A 14,707-nucleotide genomic window follows, 5' to 3' on the forward strand; every position below is an offset into this window, starting at 1 on the left:
ACGATCGCTCATAAGGAGCGGTGCGGTGGCGCGCGCCTCCGAGCGGTCGCCACCGGCGACCGCGGGGAGCGCGTGCGAGGGAGTCAGTCGCCGGAGCGAAGCGGAGGCGACTGACGAGGCTGGGGAGGCGTGAGGTGCTGTGCGGTCGCGGTCGGGTGGGACTCAAAGGGGCAGCCGCGAGGGCGAAGCACGCCGCAGTAAGCACCACAGCGAGTGAGCGGAGCGAACGAGCGAGGCGCACAACAAGGCGCGCGAGCCGTCGCGGCTGGGGCTTTGGAGGTGTTCCCGCCAGCAGCCGCGTATCTCCGAGCGGCTGGGGCTTCGGAGGTGTCAGTCGCCGATCCGTCAGCGACAGTTTACGAAATCGCGTCGGGTCGGAAAGGCTCAACTGCCGGCCCGATAAACCCTGAGCCATGCGCACCCCGCTCGCGGCCGCCGGACTCGTCGCGCTCGGCGTCCTCCTGATGGCGAACCCCCTGTTCCTCCCCGTCCCGGTCGGGGAGCCGGACCCCGCGTACACGCACACGGTCCAGCCGGTGACCGACGGGTCGGTCGCCGGCTTCGAGTCGCCCGCGACCGGCGCGGGTAACGAGACCGACGGGGGCAACGACTCGAACGCGTCGGACGCGGTCGTCGCGTACGCCGACCTCGCCCCCGACGCCCGCGAAGCGTTCGACCGCGCTCGCGACGCGCCGGAGGGCGGATTCGGCGTCGAGGACCCGGCCGAGCGCGTCGACTCGCTGCCGTACCCGACAGAGCCGACGCTCGGCGACGGACTGCTGATCGTCGAGTACGACGGCGAGCGGTACGAGTTCTGGACCCGAACCGTCGAGCGCGAGCCGGGCGCCGTCGTCGCGCAGCGGACGCTGCTCCAGCCCGTCGCGTTCCTCGCTGGCTTCCTCGCGGTCGTCGCCGGCGCCGCGGTCGGACTGCGGGGGCGACTCGGCGGGGACTGACGGAACGACTCGGCGGGGACTGACGAGTCGGCTCTACTCCGAGACCGTCGGCGTCGGCTGTCCGACCGGCTCGGGGGCGTCGCCCGCCTCGATCGCCCGCCGGGTCGACTCGTCGATCTCGACGAGGTGACACAGCGGGTTGCCGGGGTAGACGACCGGGTTCTCCAAGAGACCGATCAGGAGACCGGTGAAGGGCGCCTCGACCGCGACCGCGTCCTCCTTGAACGGGTTGGTGATCGTCGCGATGCGCTTGCCCTCGCGGACGAGCGACCCGCTCTCGAAGTGGGTGTCGACGATGCCGCCGGAGTCGGCGCGCAGCCACGTCTTCTCGCCCGCGCCGGCGACGATCGTGCGCCAGCCGGGCCAGCGAACCGTGGTCTCCAAGAGACCGTACTCCGCGAAGACGGAGCGAACACCGGCGAGCGCGTCGTCGATCAGCGGGCGCTGGAACCGGTGGGCCTCGCCCATCTCGATCGTGATCGTCGGGATGTCGTCGTCGGTGGCCTCGCCGCGGAGGGTGCCGCCCGGGCCGTCGCTGTCGATGACGACCTTCGAGCCGAACGCCATCGCGAGGCGGTAGACCGCCTCGTCGGTCATGTCAGCCCGGACGTGGAGCATGTTCGTCCGCCCGCGAGTGGAGGTGTGGAAGTCGAGTCCGAAGTCGCAGGGTTCGATGAAGTTCGTGTAGATCTGGTGGGCCATCCGCTTCGAACTGGTCGATCCGCGTTTCCCGGGGAACGACCGGTTCAGGTCGCGGTCGTAGACGGGGAGGTAGCGCTGCTGGGCGAGGAAGCCGGGGACGTTGAGGACGGGGAGACAGACCAGGGTGCCCGAGAGCGCCGAGAGGTCCCACTCGTGGGCGACCTCGCGGACGACCTCGATCCCGTTGAGTTCGTCGCCGTGGGCGGCGGCGGTGAGGAACGCGGTCGGCCCGTCGCGCTCGCCGTTGACGATGGTGACCGGGATCCGCACCGGGTCGCCGAGGTACGTCTCGCTGATCCCGTAGCGGATGTTCTGCGTCTCGCCGGGCGGTACAGCCCCGCCGTTGTACGTGAACGCCCGGTCGTCGCTCATGCCGGAGCGGAACACGGCGGCGGGTATATATATGGCGACCGGCCGACCCGACGTTTCGCCGTGCTGAATCGATCGGCGCGCCTTTTATCTCGGCCCACGCAGTGACGCGTATGAGTTCGGACTCGGTTCGGGTGGGAGTGCTGTCGCTGCACAACAGCAAGGAGACGAAGGCGATCTGCAACGCGGTCGAGGACCTCGGCCACGAGCCGGTGTGGCTCCGCGAGGAGAACGCCGCGGTCAGCGTCGAGGACGGCGACGTGTCGGTCGAACCCGCGGTCGACGTGATCGCGAACCGCCTCCTCGTGTCGAACACCGACCAGCCCGCGGAGCTTTTGGGGCTGGCGGCGACGTTCGAGCGCATTCGACCGATGTTGAACGAGCCGAACGCGGTGCTGGCGTCGATCCACAAGTTCGCCACGGCCGCGACGCTCGCCGACTGGAACATCCGCGTGCCGGACGCGCTGCTCGCGCTGTCGAACGACCGCCTCAACGAGGACCGGGAGCGGTTCGGCGACGTGGGCGTGTACAAGACCGCGATCGGTACCCACGGCGGCGGGACGTGGAAGGTCGACCTCACGGAGCGCGTGAACCCGAAGGTGGGCAATCGACAGGCGTTCCTCCAGCAGCTCATCGACCGCGACGACGAGAAGCACCGCGACCTCCGGGTGTACGTCGTCGGCGACGAGATCGTCGGCTCGATGTACCGCTACGCGCCCGAGGGCGACTGGCGCACCAACGTCGCGCTCGGCGGCGCGGTCGAGGACGCCACCGACGACATGCCCGAGGAGGCGGCCGACACCGCCCTCTACGCGGCCGAGGTGATGGGGCTGGACTACGCCGGCGTCGACCTCGTCGAGGGGTACGACGGCTGGTACGTCCTCGAAGTGAACCCCACCGCGGGGTTCAAGGGCCTCTTCGAGGCGACCGGCACCAGCCCCGCGCCGCACATCGCCAAGCTCGCGATCGAGACGGTCGGCGGCGAGGTCGACGACGAGGCGGTCGCGCGCGTCGCGGGCGCCCTCGACGACTCGCGGCCCTCCTGCGCGCCGGCGCCGAAGCCGACCTCAACGGAGCAGCCCGACATCGGCTACATCGAGGAGGTCGTCGTCACCGGCACCTCCGGCTCCACGCAGGCGCTCGCGAAGTCGGACACGGGCGCGACCCGGACGAGCATCGACACGCAGCTCGCCGCCGAAATCGGCGCCGGCCCGATCAAGAGCATGACGCGCGTGAAGTCGGGCAGCGTGAAGGGCGGGAAGGCCCGTCCGGTCGTCGACCTCGTCATCGGCATCGGCGGCAACCAGCACACGGTCACCGCGAGCGTCGAGGACCGCGGACACATGGAGTACCCGCTGCTGCTCGGCCGTGACATCCTCACCGACTACCGGGTCGACGTCCGCCGGCGCGCGGACACCGACGAGGCGGAGCGCGACGAGACGGGGGAAATATTGGAGGAGGAGGAGTGACGCCGGCGTCTCGTCGCCGGGCCGAACGCCGAGGTCGTGTAACGAAGATATAAGACCGAGGGTGTCAATGGCACGGCACATGGTAAAGAGCACGGTTCGGTTTCCGGAACCGGTGGTCGAGGAGATCGAATCGCTCGTCGACGACGGGCAGTTCGAGAGCAAGTCGGAGTTCTACCGCTTCTCGGCCGACTACGTGCTCTCCCGGACGCTCGACGACTACGAGCCGGAGACGATCGACTACGAGGCGATCGAAGCGGAGGTGATCCCGGACGCGGAGCGGGAGCTCGGCGGCGACCGCGACGCGGACGGGCCGCCGTTCTTCGAGTCCGTCGCGTTCGTGCGGAAGCTCGCGCTCCGCGGGAAGTTCAGCGACGCCGAGGACTTCATCGACCACCAGTACGTCCCGGGCGACCGGCACGCCGTCCTCCTCGAAGAGATCCTCCGGCTGTACCGCGAGGACACGGCGAGCGACGACCGGTCGCCGGCGTCCGAACGCGAAGGGGATCCGACGACTCGAAATCGATAACCCGGTCGACACCGCTCAGCGCGCATGAACGTCGTCACGCTCGAACGAACTCGAACCTGTATTCGGTGCCACGAACGGTTCACCGAACCGGCGGGAACCGTCACGCGCATCTGCGACGACTGCCCGGGCCGCAGGCCGGGAGCGTCCCTCGGCGCGGCGGGCGGGAACGTCGTGGACCGCGGCCGGGAGCGGTCGTGTATCCGCTGTGGGGAGCGGTTTCTCGAAGTGCCGGGCGAGATATCGCGGCTCTGTCGGTCGTGCGATCCGGACCACGTCGTCCTCGACTGACGCCGAGCCGCCGCCGAACTACGACTCGTACTCGGCCCAGATGTACCGCGTCCCGTAGCTCCGGTACGGCCGCCACGCCTCGCCGATCTCGCGCATCTCCGCGCGCGACAGCTCCTCGCCGTCGTTGTAGGTCTGCTCGATCCCCTTCCGCACCGCGAGATCGCCGAGCGGCAGCACGTCCTCGCGGCCGAGCGCGAAGATGAGGTACATCCGCGCGGTCCACGCGCCGACCCCGTGAATCTCGGTGAGCGCGTCGACCACCGCCTCGTCGCTCCGGTCCGCAAGCCCCTCCCGGGTGAAGTCGCGCTCGTCGTCGCGGAAGGCCGCGGCGACGTTCCGCAGGTACTCGACCTTCGTGCCGCTGAGTCCGGCCTCGCGCAGGGCCGACTCGTCCGCGTCGAGGACCCGGTCGGGCGTCGGGTCGCCGCCGAGAACGTCCACGAACCGCTCGCGGATCGCCGCCGCGGAGGCGGTCGAGAGCTGCTGGTTCACGATCGAGGTACAGAGCCGGCCGAACTCGTCGTCCGCGGGCGCGACGTCGAGGGGGCCGTGCCGGTCGATCAGCGCCGCCATCGTCGGGTCCTTTCGAAGCACTTCGGTGACCGACGCGTTCGCGCCGTCGACTCCGTCGTCCATACAGAATCGACGGGACCGCACGCACGAGTACGTTCGGTTCCCGTCCGACCTGCCTCGTCTCCCTCCCAGCCGCCCGAATAAACTCACCGCGCGTTTTGGGTTTGGAAGATGGAAACGTTCAACCATGACGGTTCCGACCCTCAGGTATGCAGCTCGAAGACGTCCAGCGCGTGACGGTGCTCGGCGCCGGAAACATGGGACACGGGATCGCGGAAGTGGCGGCCCTCGCCGGCTACGACGTGTCGCTCCGCGACATCAACGACGAACTCGTCCAGAAGGGGTACGACCAGATCGAGTGGTCGCTCGGCAAGCTCGCGGAGAAGGACCGGATCGGCGGCGACGAGGCGGACGCGGCGCTCGACCGCGTCGAGGCGTTCGTCGACCTCGGTGACGCGCTCGACGGCGCCGACGTCGTCGTCGAGGTCGTCCCCGAGAAGATGGCGATCAAGAAGGACGTGTACGACGAGGTCGTCGAGCACGCCCCCGACGAGGCCGTCTTCGTCACCAACACCTCCAGCCTCTCTATCACCGAACTGTCCGAGGTCACCGACCGCCCCGAGCGCTTCTGCGGGATGCACTTCTTCAACCCGCCCGTGCGGATGGACCTCGTCGAGGTCATCTCCGGGAAGCACACGAGCGAGGACACCCTCGAACTGATCGAGGGACTGGCGGAGTCGATGGGGAAGACCCCCGTCCGCGTCCGGAAGGACAGCCCCGGCTTCATCGTCAACCGCATCCTCGTTCCCCTGATGAACGAGGCGGCGTGGATCGTCGAGTCCGGCGACGCGGACATCGAGACGGTCGACTCCACGACGAAGTTCGACATGGGTCTCCCGATGGGGTCGTTCGAACTCGCCGACCAGGTCGGCATCGACGTTGGCTACCACGTGTTGGAGTACATGCACGAGGTGCTCGGCGACGCCTACCGCCCCTGCCCGCTGCTCGGCGAGAAGGTGGAGGCGGAGGACCTCGGCAAGAAGACCGGCAAAGGGTTCTACGACTACGAGGACGGCGACGGCGCCCAGATCCCGAGCGACGCGATCGACACGGGCGTCCGGCGCCGCCTGCTCGCGGTGATGGCCAACGAGACGGCCGGGCTGATCGGCAACGACGTGGCCGACGTCGACGACATCGACGAGGCGGTCAAGCTCGGCGCCGGCTTCCCCGACGGCCCGGCGAAGCTGGCCGACGCCGAGGGACTCGACAGCTTAGTCGAGACGCTCGACACCCTCGCCGAGGAGACCGGCGAGGCGCGCTACGAGGCGACCGACTACCTGCGGGAGGCCGCCGAATCCGGCGGCTTCCGCGGCGGCGACGCGAGCGGCGCGGGCGACGCGGGCGACGCCGAGGGCGGCGCCGACTACGAGGTGCTGAACGTCGCGGTCGACGAGCGCGTCGGCCACGTCGAGATCGACCGCCCGCACCGGATGAACACGATCAGCGGCGAGGTGCTCGACGAGCTCGCCGACGCGATCGACCGACTGGACGACGACGACGAGGTCCGAGCGATCCTGCTCTCGGGCGCCGGCGACCGCGCCTTCTCCGCGGGCGCGGACGTCCAGAGCATGGCCGCCGGCGGCGCGGACCCGATCCACGCCGTCGAGCTCTCCCGACAGGGCCAACAGACGTTCGGCAAGCTGGAGGAGTCGGACAAGCCCGTCGTCGCCGCCATCGACGGCTACTGCCTCGGCGGCGGGATGGAGCTGGCGACCGCGGCGGACATGCGGATCGCCTCCGAGCGCTCCGAGCTGGGCCAGCCCGAACTCGACCTCGGTCTGCTCCCGGGGTGGGGCGGCACGCAGCGGCTCGCCCGGATCGTCGGCGAGGGGCGCGCGAAGGAGATCATCCTCACCGCCGACCGCTACGACGCCGAGACGATGGCCGACTACGACTTCGTCAACGAGGTCGTCCCGGACGACGAGCTCGACGAGCGCGCGCGGGAGCTGGCCGAGCAGCTCGCCGGCGGCCCGCCGATCGCCCAGAAGTACACGAAGCGCGCGATCCACGCCGGTCGGACCGACAACGAGGCCGGACTGGAGGTCGAGGCGATGGGCTTCGGCCACGTGATGAACACCGACGACCTCATGGAAGGGGTCACGGCGTTCATGGGCGACGGTGAGCCGGAGTTCGAAGGGAAGTAGGACGCGAGCGGGTCGGTCGTGGTAGTGGGGGCGGATCGCGTCTCCGGCTGTTTGTTTATAAGTGAGTAATCGCGGCGTGATAAGGAATACCGCGGAAGCCCCAGCCGATCGGCCGGACGACGGTGAATCTTTTAAATCACTGATCGACACAAACACCGCCGAAGCCCCAGCCGCGAGGCGGGCGCACACTCGCTGCGCTCCTCGGTCGCTCGCATTGCTCGCTCCCTGCGGTGCTTGCGTCGTCTGCGCCCGCCTCACGGCTGCCCCTTCGAGTCCCGCCCCGCACAGCGACCGCACCTCACGCCTCCCCAGCCTCGTCGGTCGCCGTCGCTTCGCTCGGCGACCGACTCCCTCGCACGCGCTCCTCGTGGCCGCCAGAGGCGGCCACTCGGAGGCGCGCGCCACTGGGAAAGATCAGAATTCCGATCCGCGGTCCGGTCACTACCGATTATTTAAAAGAAGCCGCGGTCGGTGGAAACGACGTTCGCGGCCGAATCCGTGCCTTAGACGTACCCTTCCTCGACGAGCAGTTCGCCGTTGAGGAGGGAGGCGCCGGCCGCGCCGCAGATGGTGTTGTGCGCGAGGCAGTTGTACTTCGCGCCGGCGTCCGTCGTCTGGACGCCGCCCGCGACGATACCCATCCCGTCCGCGTACGTGCGGTCGAGGCGCGGCTGCGGGCGCTCCGGCTCGTCGTCGCCGAACACCTTGATCAGCTGGTCGGGCGAACTGGGGAGGTCGCCGACGCCCTCGAACGAGCGCATCGCCTCGCGGAGGTCTTCCGGGGAGGGGTCTTCGGCGAACTCGGCGAAGACGTTCTCCAGGTGGCCGTCGAGCGTGGGGATCCGGTTACAGGAGGCGGCCACGTCGGCCCCGTGGAGCGCGACCTCGGCGCCGTCGAACTCGCCGAGCAGCTTGCGCGACTCCGTCTCCATCTTGTCCTCCTCGCCGCCGATGTGCGGGATGGCGTTGTCGATGATCTCCATCGAGGTGACGCCGGAGTAGCCGGCGCCCGAGACGGCCTGAAGCGTCGAGACGCGGACGCTCTCCAGCCCGAACTCGTCGATAGCGGCGAGCGTCGGCACCATCGTGATCGTCGAGCAGTTCGGGTTCTTCACGAGGGCGCCGTCCCAGCCGCGCTCGTCGCGCTGGACCTCGATGAGATCGAGGTGACTGGGGTTGATCTCGGGGATGGTGAGCGGGACGTCCGCCGCCATGCGGTCGTTCGAGGAGTTCGAGGAGACGACGTACCCCTCCGCTAAGAACGCCGGTTCGACCTCGGCGGCGACGCCGGAGGGCAGCGAGGAGAAGAGCAGGTCGACGTCGTCGTCCGCGATCCCCGCGGGCGTCGTCTCCGAGACTTCCATCTCGGCGACGCCCTCCGGGACGGGCGTGTCGACGCGCCACTTGGCCGCCTCGCGGTAGGTCTTCCCCGCGCTCTCCGCGCTCGCGGTGACCGCGGCGAGGTCGAAGGTCGGGTGGTCGTCGAGCAACTGGATGAACCGCTGACCCACGGCGCCCGTCGCGCCGAGGATGCCGACTCGGACTGACATTGCGCGTGGGTCCGTGGCAGGGACGTAAGTGCGTTCGGATAGGCGTCGATACCGCCGGTCGTCGCCGTCTCCGCCTCGGCGACGAAACCGACCCGGCGAGAGGGAACCGCTCGGGGTCCCGTCGGCGGGAGCAAGACCGTTAAGCCGCTCGGGACGGTAGGTTCCGCCGCGCGCCATCAGTCCCCGCCCGAGTACTCCCCGATGGGAGCGATGACAGCGCGGAGAACCCAGGCGCGTCACACCGGTCGCACACGCGACCCGCCCGTCGCCGCGCAGGCGACCGCCCGCCACGAGGGTTTCCCGGTCGACGCGGCACGCCGCCGGAGATGAGACCGGTCGTTAGTGTCGCGGGCGACATTCCGACATGTCCGAAAGCGCCGCACATCCGAAAGCGCCGCACATCCGAAAGCGTCTGCGATCGGCTACTCGGAGTCCCGTAACACCAGCGGGCCGATGGCGAGCGTCCGCTTCGCCAGCGTGAGGATCCGGAGGACGTAGGAGACGAAGAGCGTGAAGGGGAACAGCGTGACCGCGAACGCGGCCCCCACGACGAGCGTCACGTGGTCGACCCCGAGCGTCCGTCCCGGGAACGTCCCGGCGTCGACGACCGTGAGCATGAGGCCCGCGACGACCAGCGCCGGTATCGCGGCGTAGAGAATCAGTCGCGAGAGGTCGATCAGCGCCCACTGGAAGTACAGGGTCTTGACGTGCTCGCGGGCGGGACCGAACAGCGACAGCGACTCCCGCAGCCCCGCGAGTAGGTCGCGTTCGTCGTCACTGAGTGCGTCGCCGTGGTCGTCGACGATACGCTCGACCCGACCGATCTTCGGGCTGTAGTCGAAGTCGAGCGCAGCGAACACCACGTCGAATGAGCCGAACTCGGCGCCGTCGAGCTGGCCGCGCACGGTGTCGGCGTTTTCGGCAATCTCCGCGGCAAACTCGTCGACATCCGATCTGAGAGCGGCTCGGTCCGACCCGCTATGATCGGCGTCGCGCTCGCGGACCGATTCGCGGAGGGATCGGGCGCGATCCGACGCGCTCCGGAGGATCGCGTCGAGGAACGTCGCGGGGTCCGTCGGCACCGGTGAGCCGGTCAGTTCCGCGACGGAGCTCCGGACCGAGAGCGTGTCGTTCATGCGTTCCTGCTGGTCTCCGAGCGGGCCGTTCTCCTGCGTGAGCACGAGCTGTCCGATCGTGACGACGAGCGTCGCCCCGGTGACGATCACCGTGATCATCGAAGCGAACAGCGTCTCGATCGGGTCGCTCGACCCGACCTTCTCGGCGAGAGACGGGGAGAACACGGCCGCCGCGGCGACGAACGCGACGAAGACGACGAGTGTCAGAACTGCCGCGACGAGGGGCCGGTTCGCGCGCAACAGCAGCCAGAGCTTCAGCCGGTTCTCTCCTGCGCGCTCGCGCATCGTGTCGGCGGTGTCGGTGCCGCTTTCGTCGTTTTCGGCGTCGGGGGCGTCGGAAGCGCTCGACGCCGGTTCGGTCGCTCCGCTCATCGCGGCTCGACGGTCACCGCGAGGTCGTCGACGTAGTGCGTCGCGTCCGCCTCCCAGATCACAGCGGTACCGACGGCGAGGTACAGCGTGTCCGTCGACAGCTCCGGGGTCGTCCACTCGAAGGCGTACTCGCGCCAGCCGTCGGCGAGCCACAGCGCGTCGCGGAGCCCGCCGTACGGCGTCTCCCCGAGGTCGGTCGTGTTGAGTCCGGGCTGCGGGAAGTCCTCCTCCGTCTCCGGCGGCTCCGGACCCAGCCGCATCAGCGCGTGCCGGATCGTGTTGAACGACTCCGACTCGCTCCAGAACTGCCCGCTCACCTCGATCCGGTACGAACCCCCGGACTCGACCGGGACCGGACGAGCCGCCCACGTGACGCCGTCGTCGTAGTCGCCCTGGTTCCAGATCCGGAGCGACCGGTCTCCCGAGGCCGCCTCCGTCTCGGAGACGTCGACCTCCCAGTCGAACTCGTCGACGTCGACCTCGGGACCGATCGCGGCGCCGGTCTCCCAGTCGCCGAGACCGTCCTCGAACCCCTCCTCGAAGACCGGCCCGTCGCCGCCGCCGGACTCCGTACATCCCGCGATTCCGGCGATACCGATCGCGCCGACTCTGACACCCTTCCGGAGCAGCCCGCGTCGGTTCACGGCGTCTCACGTCCGTTCATACGACTCGGTACGACTCGCGAGCGGCATATAAGTACGCGGGCGTTACGGAGGCGAACTGACGCGTTCGACCTGGTGGGTCGATTTTAACACAGCCGTTCGAGAACGACGACGCGTATGATCTCGGGAGCACCGATCGCCCAGTTCGCGATCATCGTGGCGACCGTTCTCGGCCTGTGGATCGGAGCCAGGGCGCTCGTCGACTCGACGGTCCGGATCGCCCGACGGTTCGGCGTCAGCGAACTCACGATCGGCCTGACGATCGTCGCGATCGGGACCTCGACCCCGGAGCTCGTCGTGTCCGTCGACGCCGCGCTCGCGGGGCTCGGCGAGATCGGCGTCGGCAACGTCGTCGGGTCGAACGCCTACAACCTCGCGTTCATCCTCGGCGCGGTGTCGCTGCTGCGGGTGATCCCGGTCGAGCGCTCGCTGGTCCACCGAGACGGGGGCGCGCTCGTGCTGTCGACGCTCGTCGGGTTCTGGGTCCTGTTCGACCGGACGATGACCCGGGTCGAGGGCGCCCTCCTCGTCGCCGCGTTCGTCGCCTACACGGCCTACGTCGTCCGCGACGAACGCACCGCGCACTCGATCGAGACCGAGTACGCCGACTCTCGGGTCACGGGTGCGATCCCGGCGCGGTTCTCGCACCGCGCTCGCGACGCGCTGCTGCTCGCCGGCGGACTGGCGCTCGTCTTGAGCAGCGGGCACTACATGGTCGAGGCCGCGTCGACGCTCGCCCGGGGGGCCGGCGTCTCGGACTGGGCGATCGGCGGAACGATCGTCGCGGCCGGGACGTCGACGCCGGAGCTCGCCGTCTCGCTCGTCGCGATGCGGCAGGGCCACGTCGGGATGTCCGTGGGCAACGTCGTCGGCAGCAACGTGTTCAACATGCTCGGAATCCTCGGGATCGCATCGCTCCTCCGGCCGCTCGCGGTCGGCGGCGCGGCGATCGAGACGCTCGCCTGGCTGACGGTGCTCACGGTCGTGATGGTCGCGGCGCTGTGGTCCGGACGGCGGCTCTCGCGCTCGGAGGGCGTCCTCTTCGTCTGCTCCGAACTGGCGCGGTGGACGCTCGGATTGCTGCGTATCTTCGGGTGAACCCGCTGACGTCGACCGACCCCGCTCGCACACCCACCTATTTACGGCCGGCCGGCGACCGACGAAAGGCATGGGAATTCTCGACGCGTTCGGTTCGGTAGCCAGCGCATTGGTCGGCGGGTTCGTGATGCTCGCGTTCGCCGTGTTGAGCCTCTTCGTCACGGTGTTCGTCGTCGACGTGGCGGCGGGGATCGCCGGACTGAGCCCGGACCCCGGGTTCGTCGTCCTCGGCGCGACGGTCCTCGCCGGCAGCGCGATCCTCGCCGGCGGCGTCGGCTTCGCGACGCCGGAGGAGAGCGCCTGACACGAGCCGTCCGCTCACATCGGTGACGACACGCGACGAGGGATCGCGGCGCAACTGACGCGGGGGCCGAAATCTCCACTCGGCCGGTCTGAGGCCCTCCGGAGACACCGAATCCGTTTTCACATTGATTCCGAGGGCGGAAGCCCCCGACGTTAGTCGTGGTAACCGACGGGAAGCGTTTAGTCGCTCGTCGGAAACGGTTCCGTGTGTTATTGAAACTCAGGCGGCTTCGATACCGGGCCTACTCAGGTGGCGAGCGATGACGCAGCCGCAGCCGGGGGAGCAGCTGGTCGGGGCGTACCTCCGCGTCATCGAGGGGTGCGATCTCGTGACGTACAACCAGCGCTCCATGGAGCGGGGCGACCAAACGGAGCTCGACGTGCTGGGCGTCAAATCGACCCCCGAGGGACAGCGTCTCCTCGCCTGCGAGGTCGTCACGCATCTCGACGGGCAGCTGTACTCCGGAACGCCCTCGACGGACGAGTGGGCCGAGTACGGCAACGCCAGCTACCAGTACAGCCTCGAACGGATCTCCGAGAAGTTCGAGCGCGTCGCCGGCTACCTCGACGTCGTGTTCGACGACCTCTCGCTCGCCGAGATACAGCTGTGGGCGCCGTACGTCAGCGAGGGGCACCAGACCGACGGACTCGCCGAGGTCGTCGAGCGCACCGAGACGGAACACGAGCCCTCGGTTCGACTCGTGATCAACGACGACTACACGGAGCGGATCGAGGAGCTTCGCCACGCCGCGGGCGCTTCGTCGAAGGACTACAGCGAGACGGGGTTCCGGTACCTACAGATCCTCGAAGGGATGCGGTAGCGCGTTCCGCGAACGTCGCGGCCTCGCGGCTCGCGGAGTTGCTCGCGGTGAGAAGGTCCGGGTGCGAGAATCGAACCCGAGGCGAGACTCGCTCCGCTCGTCTCGCGTAATTCGATTTCGCCTTCCGGACTTTTCGCTCCTCACTTTGCTCGTCGGAAAAGGTCCGGGTGCGAGAATCGAACCCGCGTCTCAGCCTCCACAAGGCTGAAGGATAGTCCACTACCCTAACCCGGACACGCGTCGTCAACTACCCCGCTTCGATAAATAACGGTTACGACTCCCGGACGGGCGTGGCATTGAGTGGCGTCCGAGGCGGGGCGGTTCATCGGAGGTACGCGGTAAGCGCGTCAACGACACGGTCGACGAACTCGTCTTCGACCTGACCTTGCCACGCGATCAAGTCCTCTCCACGAGGAGAGTGAACGGCCCACGGTGAAACGTACGAGTCGCGCGGAACACCACCGACCTCCCACACATCGGATGACAGCGGGATCAACTCCGGGTACCCCTTCGTCGAAACGGCGACCGCGACGAACTGCTCGTCACCGAACGGATGCGACTCGTTGTTGACGATCAGCCACGGACGCTGTCGCTCGTCGCCCACCTTAACGGGTCCGAGCTTCGGACCACGTCGCCCCGTTCCGGTCGCATCAGTCCTCGCGTTCGCTGGGGTGCGGTTCGTCCGGTGCGGCGTCGTCCCACGTCTCGGGATCGATACCCCCGTCCTCAGCGTCGAGACGGGCGCTGACATCGCGGAGCGCGTACGCGTCACGGACCCGATCCAGATCCGTCGCGAGCGCCCAGTACTCGCCGCGGTGCCGGACGATATCACGTTTCTTCAGCCGTGAAAGGGCGGTTCCGACCGCGTTCGCGTCGGCGTCGATCGCGGATGCGATCTCGGACCGGGTGAACGCCTTGTCCCGATTCGCGTAGAGGTGCGCGACCACGCGCTCGGGAACGCTCGGACCGCTCGGCAGGTCGCCGGACTCGAACTCCTCGATACGGACGGGCATATAGTGTACTTGGCGTACTCTCGAAATAAGTGTACGGGTATACCAAACGACGCCCACCGATCCCTGATCACCGCGTCGCTTTTGAGGGCCGCCCGCCTATCAGGGCGTAACTGTGGCCTTTACCGACAAGATCTACGTGAAGAACCACCGGCAGCTCGCCTCCCAGCTGGAGACGAACATCCCGAAGGGAGCGTTCGCCGGCGCCACCCTCGACCTGCTTTTCACCGGCGACGGCCTCTCGAAGCTCGACGAGACGACTCGCGATCGGGTCCTCGACTTCGCCGAGGACTTCCTCGACTGCGACTGCGACGCGAACCCGTACTGCGGCTGTCCCGAGGAGAAGTTCATGCGCTACGTCCTCGAGCTGCGCGCCGAGGGGTTGGGTCCGCAGGCCATCGTCGACGTGATGACCGACGACTACATGGTGTACGCGTACACCGGCGACGTGCTCTCCTTCCTCGACGACTCCGTCCGGAAATTGGAGGCGATCGAGACGCTCGCCGACGTCGACGGCAACGGGGAGATGTCCGAGCGGGCGCGGAAGGCGAAGCGGGAGCTGTCGGGATAGCGGTCCGGATCGATTCCAGAGCGAACGAGTCTCTTTTGAACGCCGTCAGCCGGTGAAAGCGGGATACCGTCTCGGAGGTGTCGCCCGCGACGTCCGC

General features: G+C 68.5%; 16 protein-coding genes and 1 tRNA gene. 9 read left to right on the top strand and 8 right to left on the bottom strand.

Annotated elements, in window-relative coordinates; translation table 11 throughout:
• The first annotated feature begins 413 nt into the window (after positions 1 to 413).
• Positions 414 to 956 (top strand): hypothetical protein, encoded by a 543-nt coding sequence (locus tag J2744_RS03390; protein WP_209544511.1) that lies wholly within the window; start codon positions 414 to 416, stop codon positions 954 to 956.
• A 33-nt stretch (positions 957 to 989) separates the two neighbouring features.
• Here J2744_RS03390 and J2744_RS03395 read toward each other — a convergent pair whose 3' ends face one another.
• Complete coding sequence (locus J2744_RS03395) at positions 990 to 2,030, bottom strand: succinylglutamate desuccinylase/aspartoacylase family protein (RefSeq protein WP_209544521.1); 1,041 nt, start codon at positions 2,028 to 2,030, stop codon at positions 990 to 992.
• Between the two features lie 110 nt (positions 2,031 to 2,140).
• On the opposite strand from J2744_RS03395, the gene J2744_RS03400 reads away from it, so the two are divergent.
• From J2744_RS03400 to J2744_RS03410, 3 genes are all read left to right on the top strand, one after another.
• On the top strand, positions 2,141 to 3,496 hold the full coding sequence (locus J2744_RS03400) for a putative ATP-dependent zinc protease (RefSeq protein WP_209544523.1): 1,356 nt from the start codon (positions 2,141 to 2,143) through the stop codon (positions 3,494 to 3,496).
• A 79-nt stretch (positions 3,497 to 3,575) separates the two neighbouring features.
• A complete protein-coding gene (locus J2744_RS03405; protein ID WP_209544525.1) occupies positions 3,576 to 4,022 on the top strand; it encodes a ribbon-helix-helix domain-containing protein in 447 nt (148 codons plus the stop codon).
• Between the two features lie 24 nt (positions 4,023 to 4,046).
• Complete coding sequence (locus J2744_RS03410; RefSeq protein WP_209544527.1) at positions 4,047 to 4,310, top strand: hypothetical protein; 264 nt, start codon at positions 4,047 to 4,049, stop codon at positions 4,308 to 4,310.
• Between the two features lie 18 nt (positions 4,311 to 4,328).
• Here J2744_RS03410 and J2744_RS03415 read toward each other — a convergent pair whose 3' ends face one another.
• Positions 4,329 to 4,946, bottom strand: a complete 618-nt coding sequence (locus J2744_RS03415) for a DNA-3-methyladenine glycosylase family protein (protein WP_209544529.1) — start codon at positions 4,944 to 4,946, stop codon at positions 4,329 to 4,331.
• A gap of 146 nt (positions 4,947 to 5,092) precedes the next feature.
• Here J2744_RS03415 and J2744_RS03420 point away from each other — a divergent pair, with 146 nt between their 5' ends.
• Positions 5,093 to 7,087 carry a 3-hydroxyacyl-CoA dehydrogenase/enoyl-CoA hydratase family protein gene (locus J2744_RS03420; RefSeq protein ID WP_209544539.1) on the top strand — a complete coding sequence of 665 codons (1,995 nt, stop codon included), beginning with the start codon at positions 5,093 to 5,095 and terminating at the stop codon, positions 7,085 to 7,087.
• A gap of 503 nt (positions 7,088 to 7,590) precedes the next feature.
• Here J2744_RS03420 and asd read toward each other — a convergent pair.
• The 3 genes from asd to J2744_RS03435 all read right to left on the bottom strand — a co-directional run bounded on the left by asd (position 7,591) and on the right by J2744_RS03435 (position 10,789).
• Positions 7,591 to 8,637 carry an aspartate-semialdehyde dehydrogenase gene (gene asd, locus J2744_RS03425; RefSeq protein ID WP_209544541.1) on the bottom strand — a complete coding sequence of 349 codons (1,047 nt, stop codon included), beginning with the start codon at positions 8,635 to 8,637 and terminating at the stop codon, positions 7,591 to 7,593.
• Between the two features lie 422 nt (positions 8,638 to 9,059).
• Entirely contained in the window at positions 9,060 to 10,145 is a 1,086-nt protein-coding gene (locus J2744_RS03430; RefSeq protein WP_209544543.1) for a hypothetical protein, read from the bottom strand.
• Complete coding sequence (locus J2744_RS03435) at positions 10,142 to 10,789, bottom strand: hypothetical protein (RefSeq protein ID WP_209544545.1); 648 nt, start codon at positions 10,787 to 10,789, stop codon at positions 10,142 to 10,144. Before J2744_RS03435 ends, J2744_RS03430 begins: the two co-directional genes overlap by 4 nt.
• A 135-nt stretch (positions 10,790 to 10,924) precedes the next feature.
• Between J2744_RS03435 and J2744_RS03440 the strand changes: the two genes are divergently transcribed.
• The 3 genes from J2744_RS03440 (at position 10,925) to J2744_RS03450 (ending at position 13,029) form a co-directional block, all read left to right on the top strand.
• Entirely contained in the window at positions 10,925 to 11,905 is a 981-nt protein-coding gene (locus J2744_RS03440; protein ID WP_209544564.1) for a calcium/sodium antiporter, read from the top strand.
• A gap of 70 nt (positions 11,906 to 11,975) precedes the next feature.
• Complete coding sequence (locus J2744_RS03445; RefSeq protein WP_209544566.1) at positions 11,976 to 12,209, top strand: hypothetical protein; 234 nt, start codon at positions 11,976 to 11,978, stop codon at positions 12,207 to 12,209.
• Positions 12,210 to 12,468: 259 nt separating this feature from the next.
• Positions 12,469 to 13,029, top strand: a complete 561-nt coding sequence (locus J2744_RS03450; RefSeq protein ID WP_209544568.1) for a hypothetical protein — start codon at positions 12,469 to 12,471, stop codon at positions 13,027 to 13,029.
• Between the two features lie 161 nt (positions 13,030 to 13,190).
• Here J2744_RS03450 and J2744_RS03455 read toward each other — a convergent pair.
• The 3 genes from J2744_RS03455 to J2744_RS03465 all read right to left on the bottom strand — a co-directional run bounded on the left by J2744_RS03455 (position 13,191) and on the right by J2744_RS03465 (position 14,042).
• Positions 13,191 to 13,263: transfer RNA gene (locus J2744_RS03455), tRNA-His, on the bottom strand.
• An 88-nt stretch (positions 13,264 to 13,351) separates the two neighbouring features.
• The gene (locus J2744_RS03460; protein ID WP_245203163.1) at positions 13,352 to 13,633 is read right to left on the bottom strand and encodes a hypothetical protein; all 282 of its coding nucleotides are present in this window, start codon (positions 13,631 to 13,633) and stop codon (positions 13,352 to 13,354) included.
• Positions 13,634 to 13,679: 46 nt separating this feature from the next.
• The gene (locus tag J2744_RS03465; RefSeq protein WP_209544570.1) at positions 13,680 to 14,042 is read right to left on the bottom strand and encodes a hypothetical protein; all 363 of its coding nucleotides are present in this window, start codon (positions 14,040 to 14,042) and stop codon (positions 13,680 to 13,682) included.
• A gap of 112 nt (positions 14,043 to 14,154) precedes the next feature.
• On the opposite strand from J2744_RS03465, the gene J2744_RS03470 reads away from it, so the two are divergent.
• Positions 14,155 to 14,610 (top strand): DUF5814 domain-containing protein, encoded by a 456-nt coding sequence (locus J2744_RS03470; RefSeq protein WP_209544572.1) that lies wholly within the window; start codon positions 14,155 to 14,157, stop codon positions 14,608 to 14,610.
• Positions 14,611 to 14,707 lie beyond the last annotated feature (97 nt).

The sequence above is a fragment of the Halorubrum trapanicum genome (assembly GCF_017873555.1).
GTDB lineage: Archaea > Halobacteriota > Halobacteria > Halobacteriales > Haloferacaceae > Halorubrum > Halorubrum trapanicum.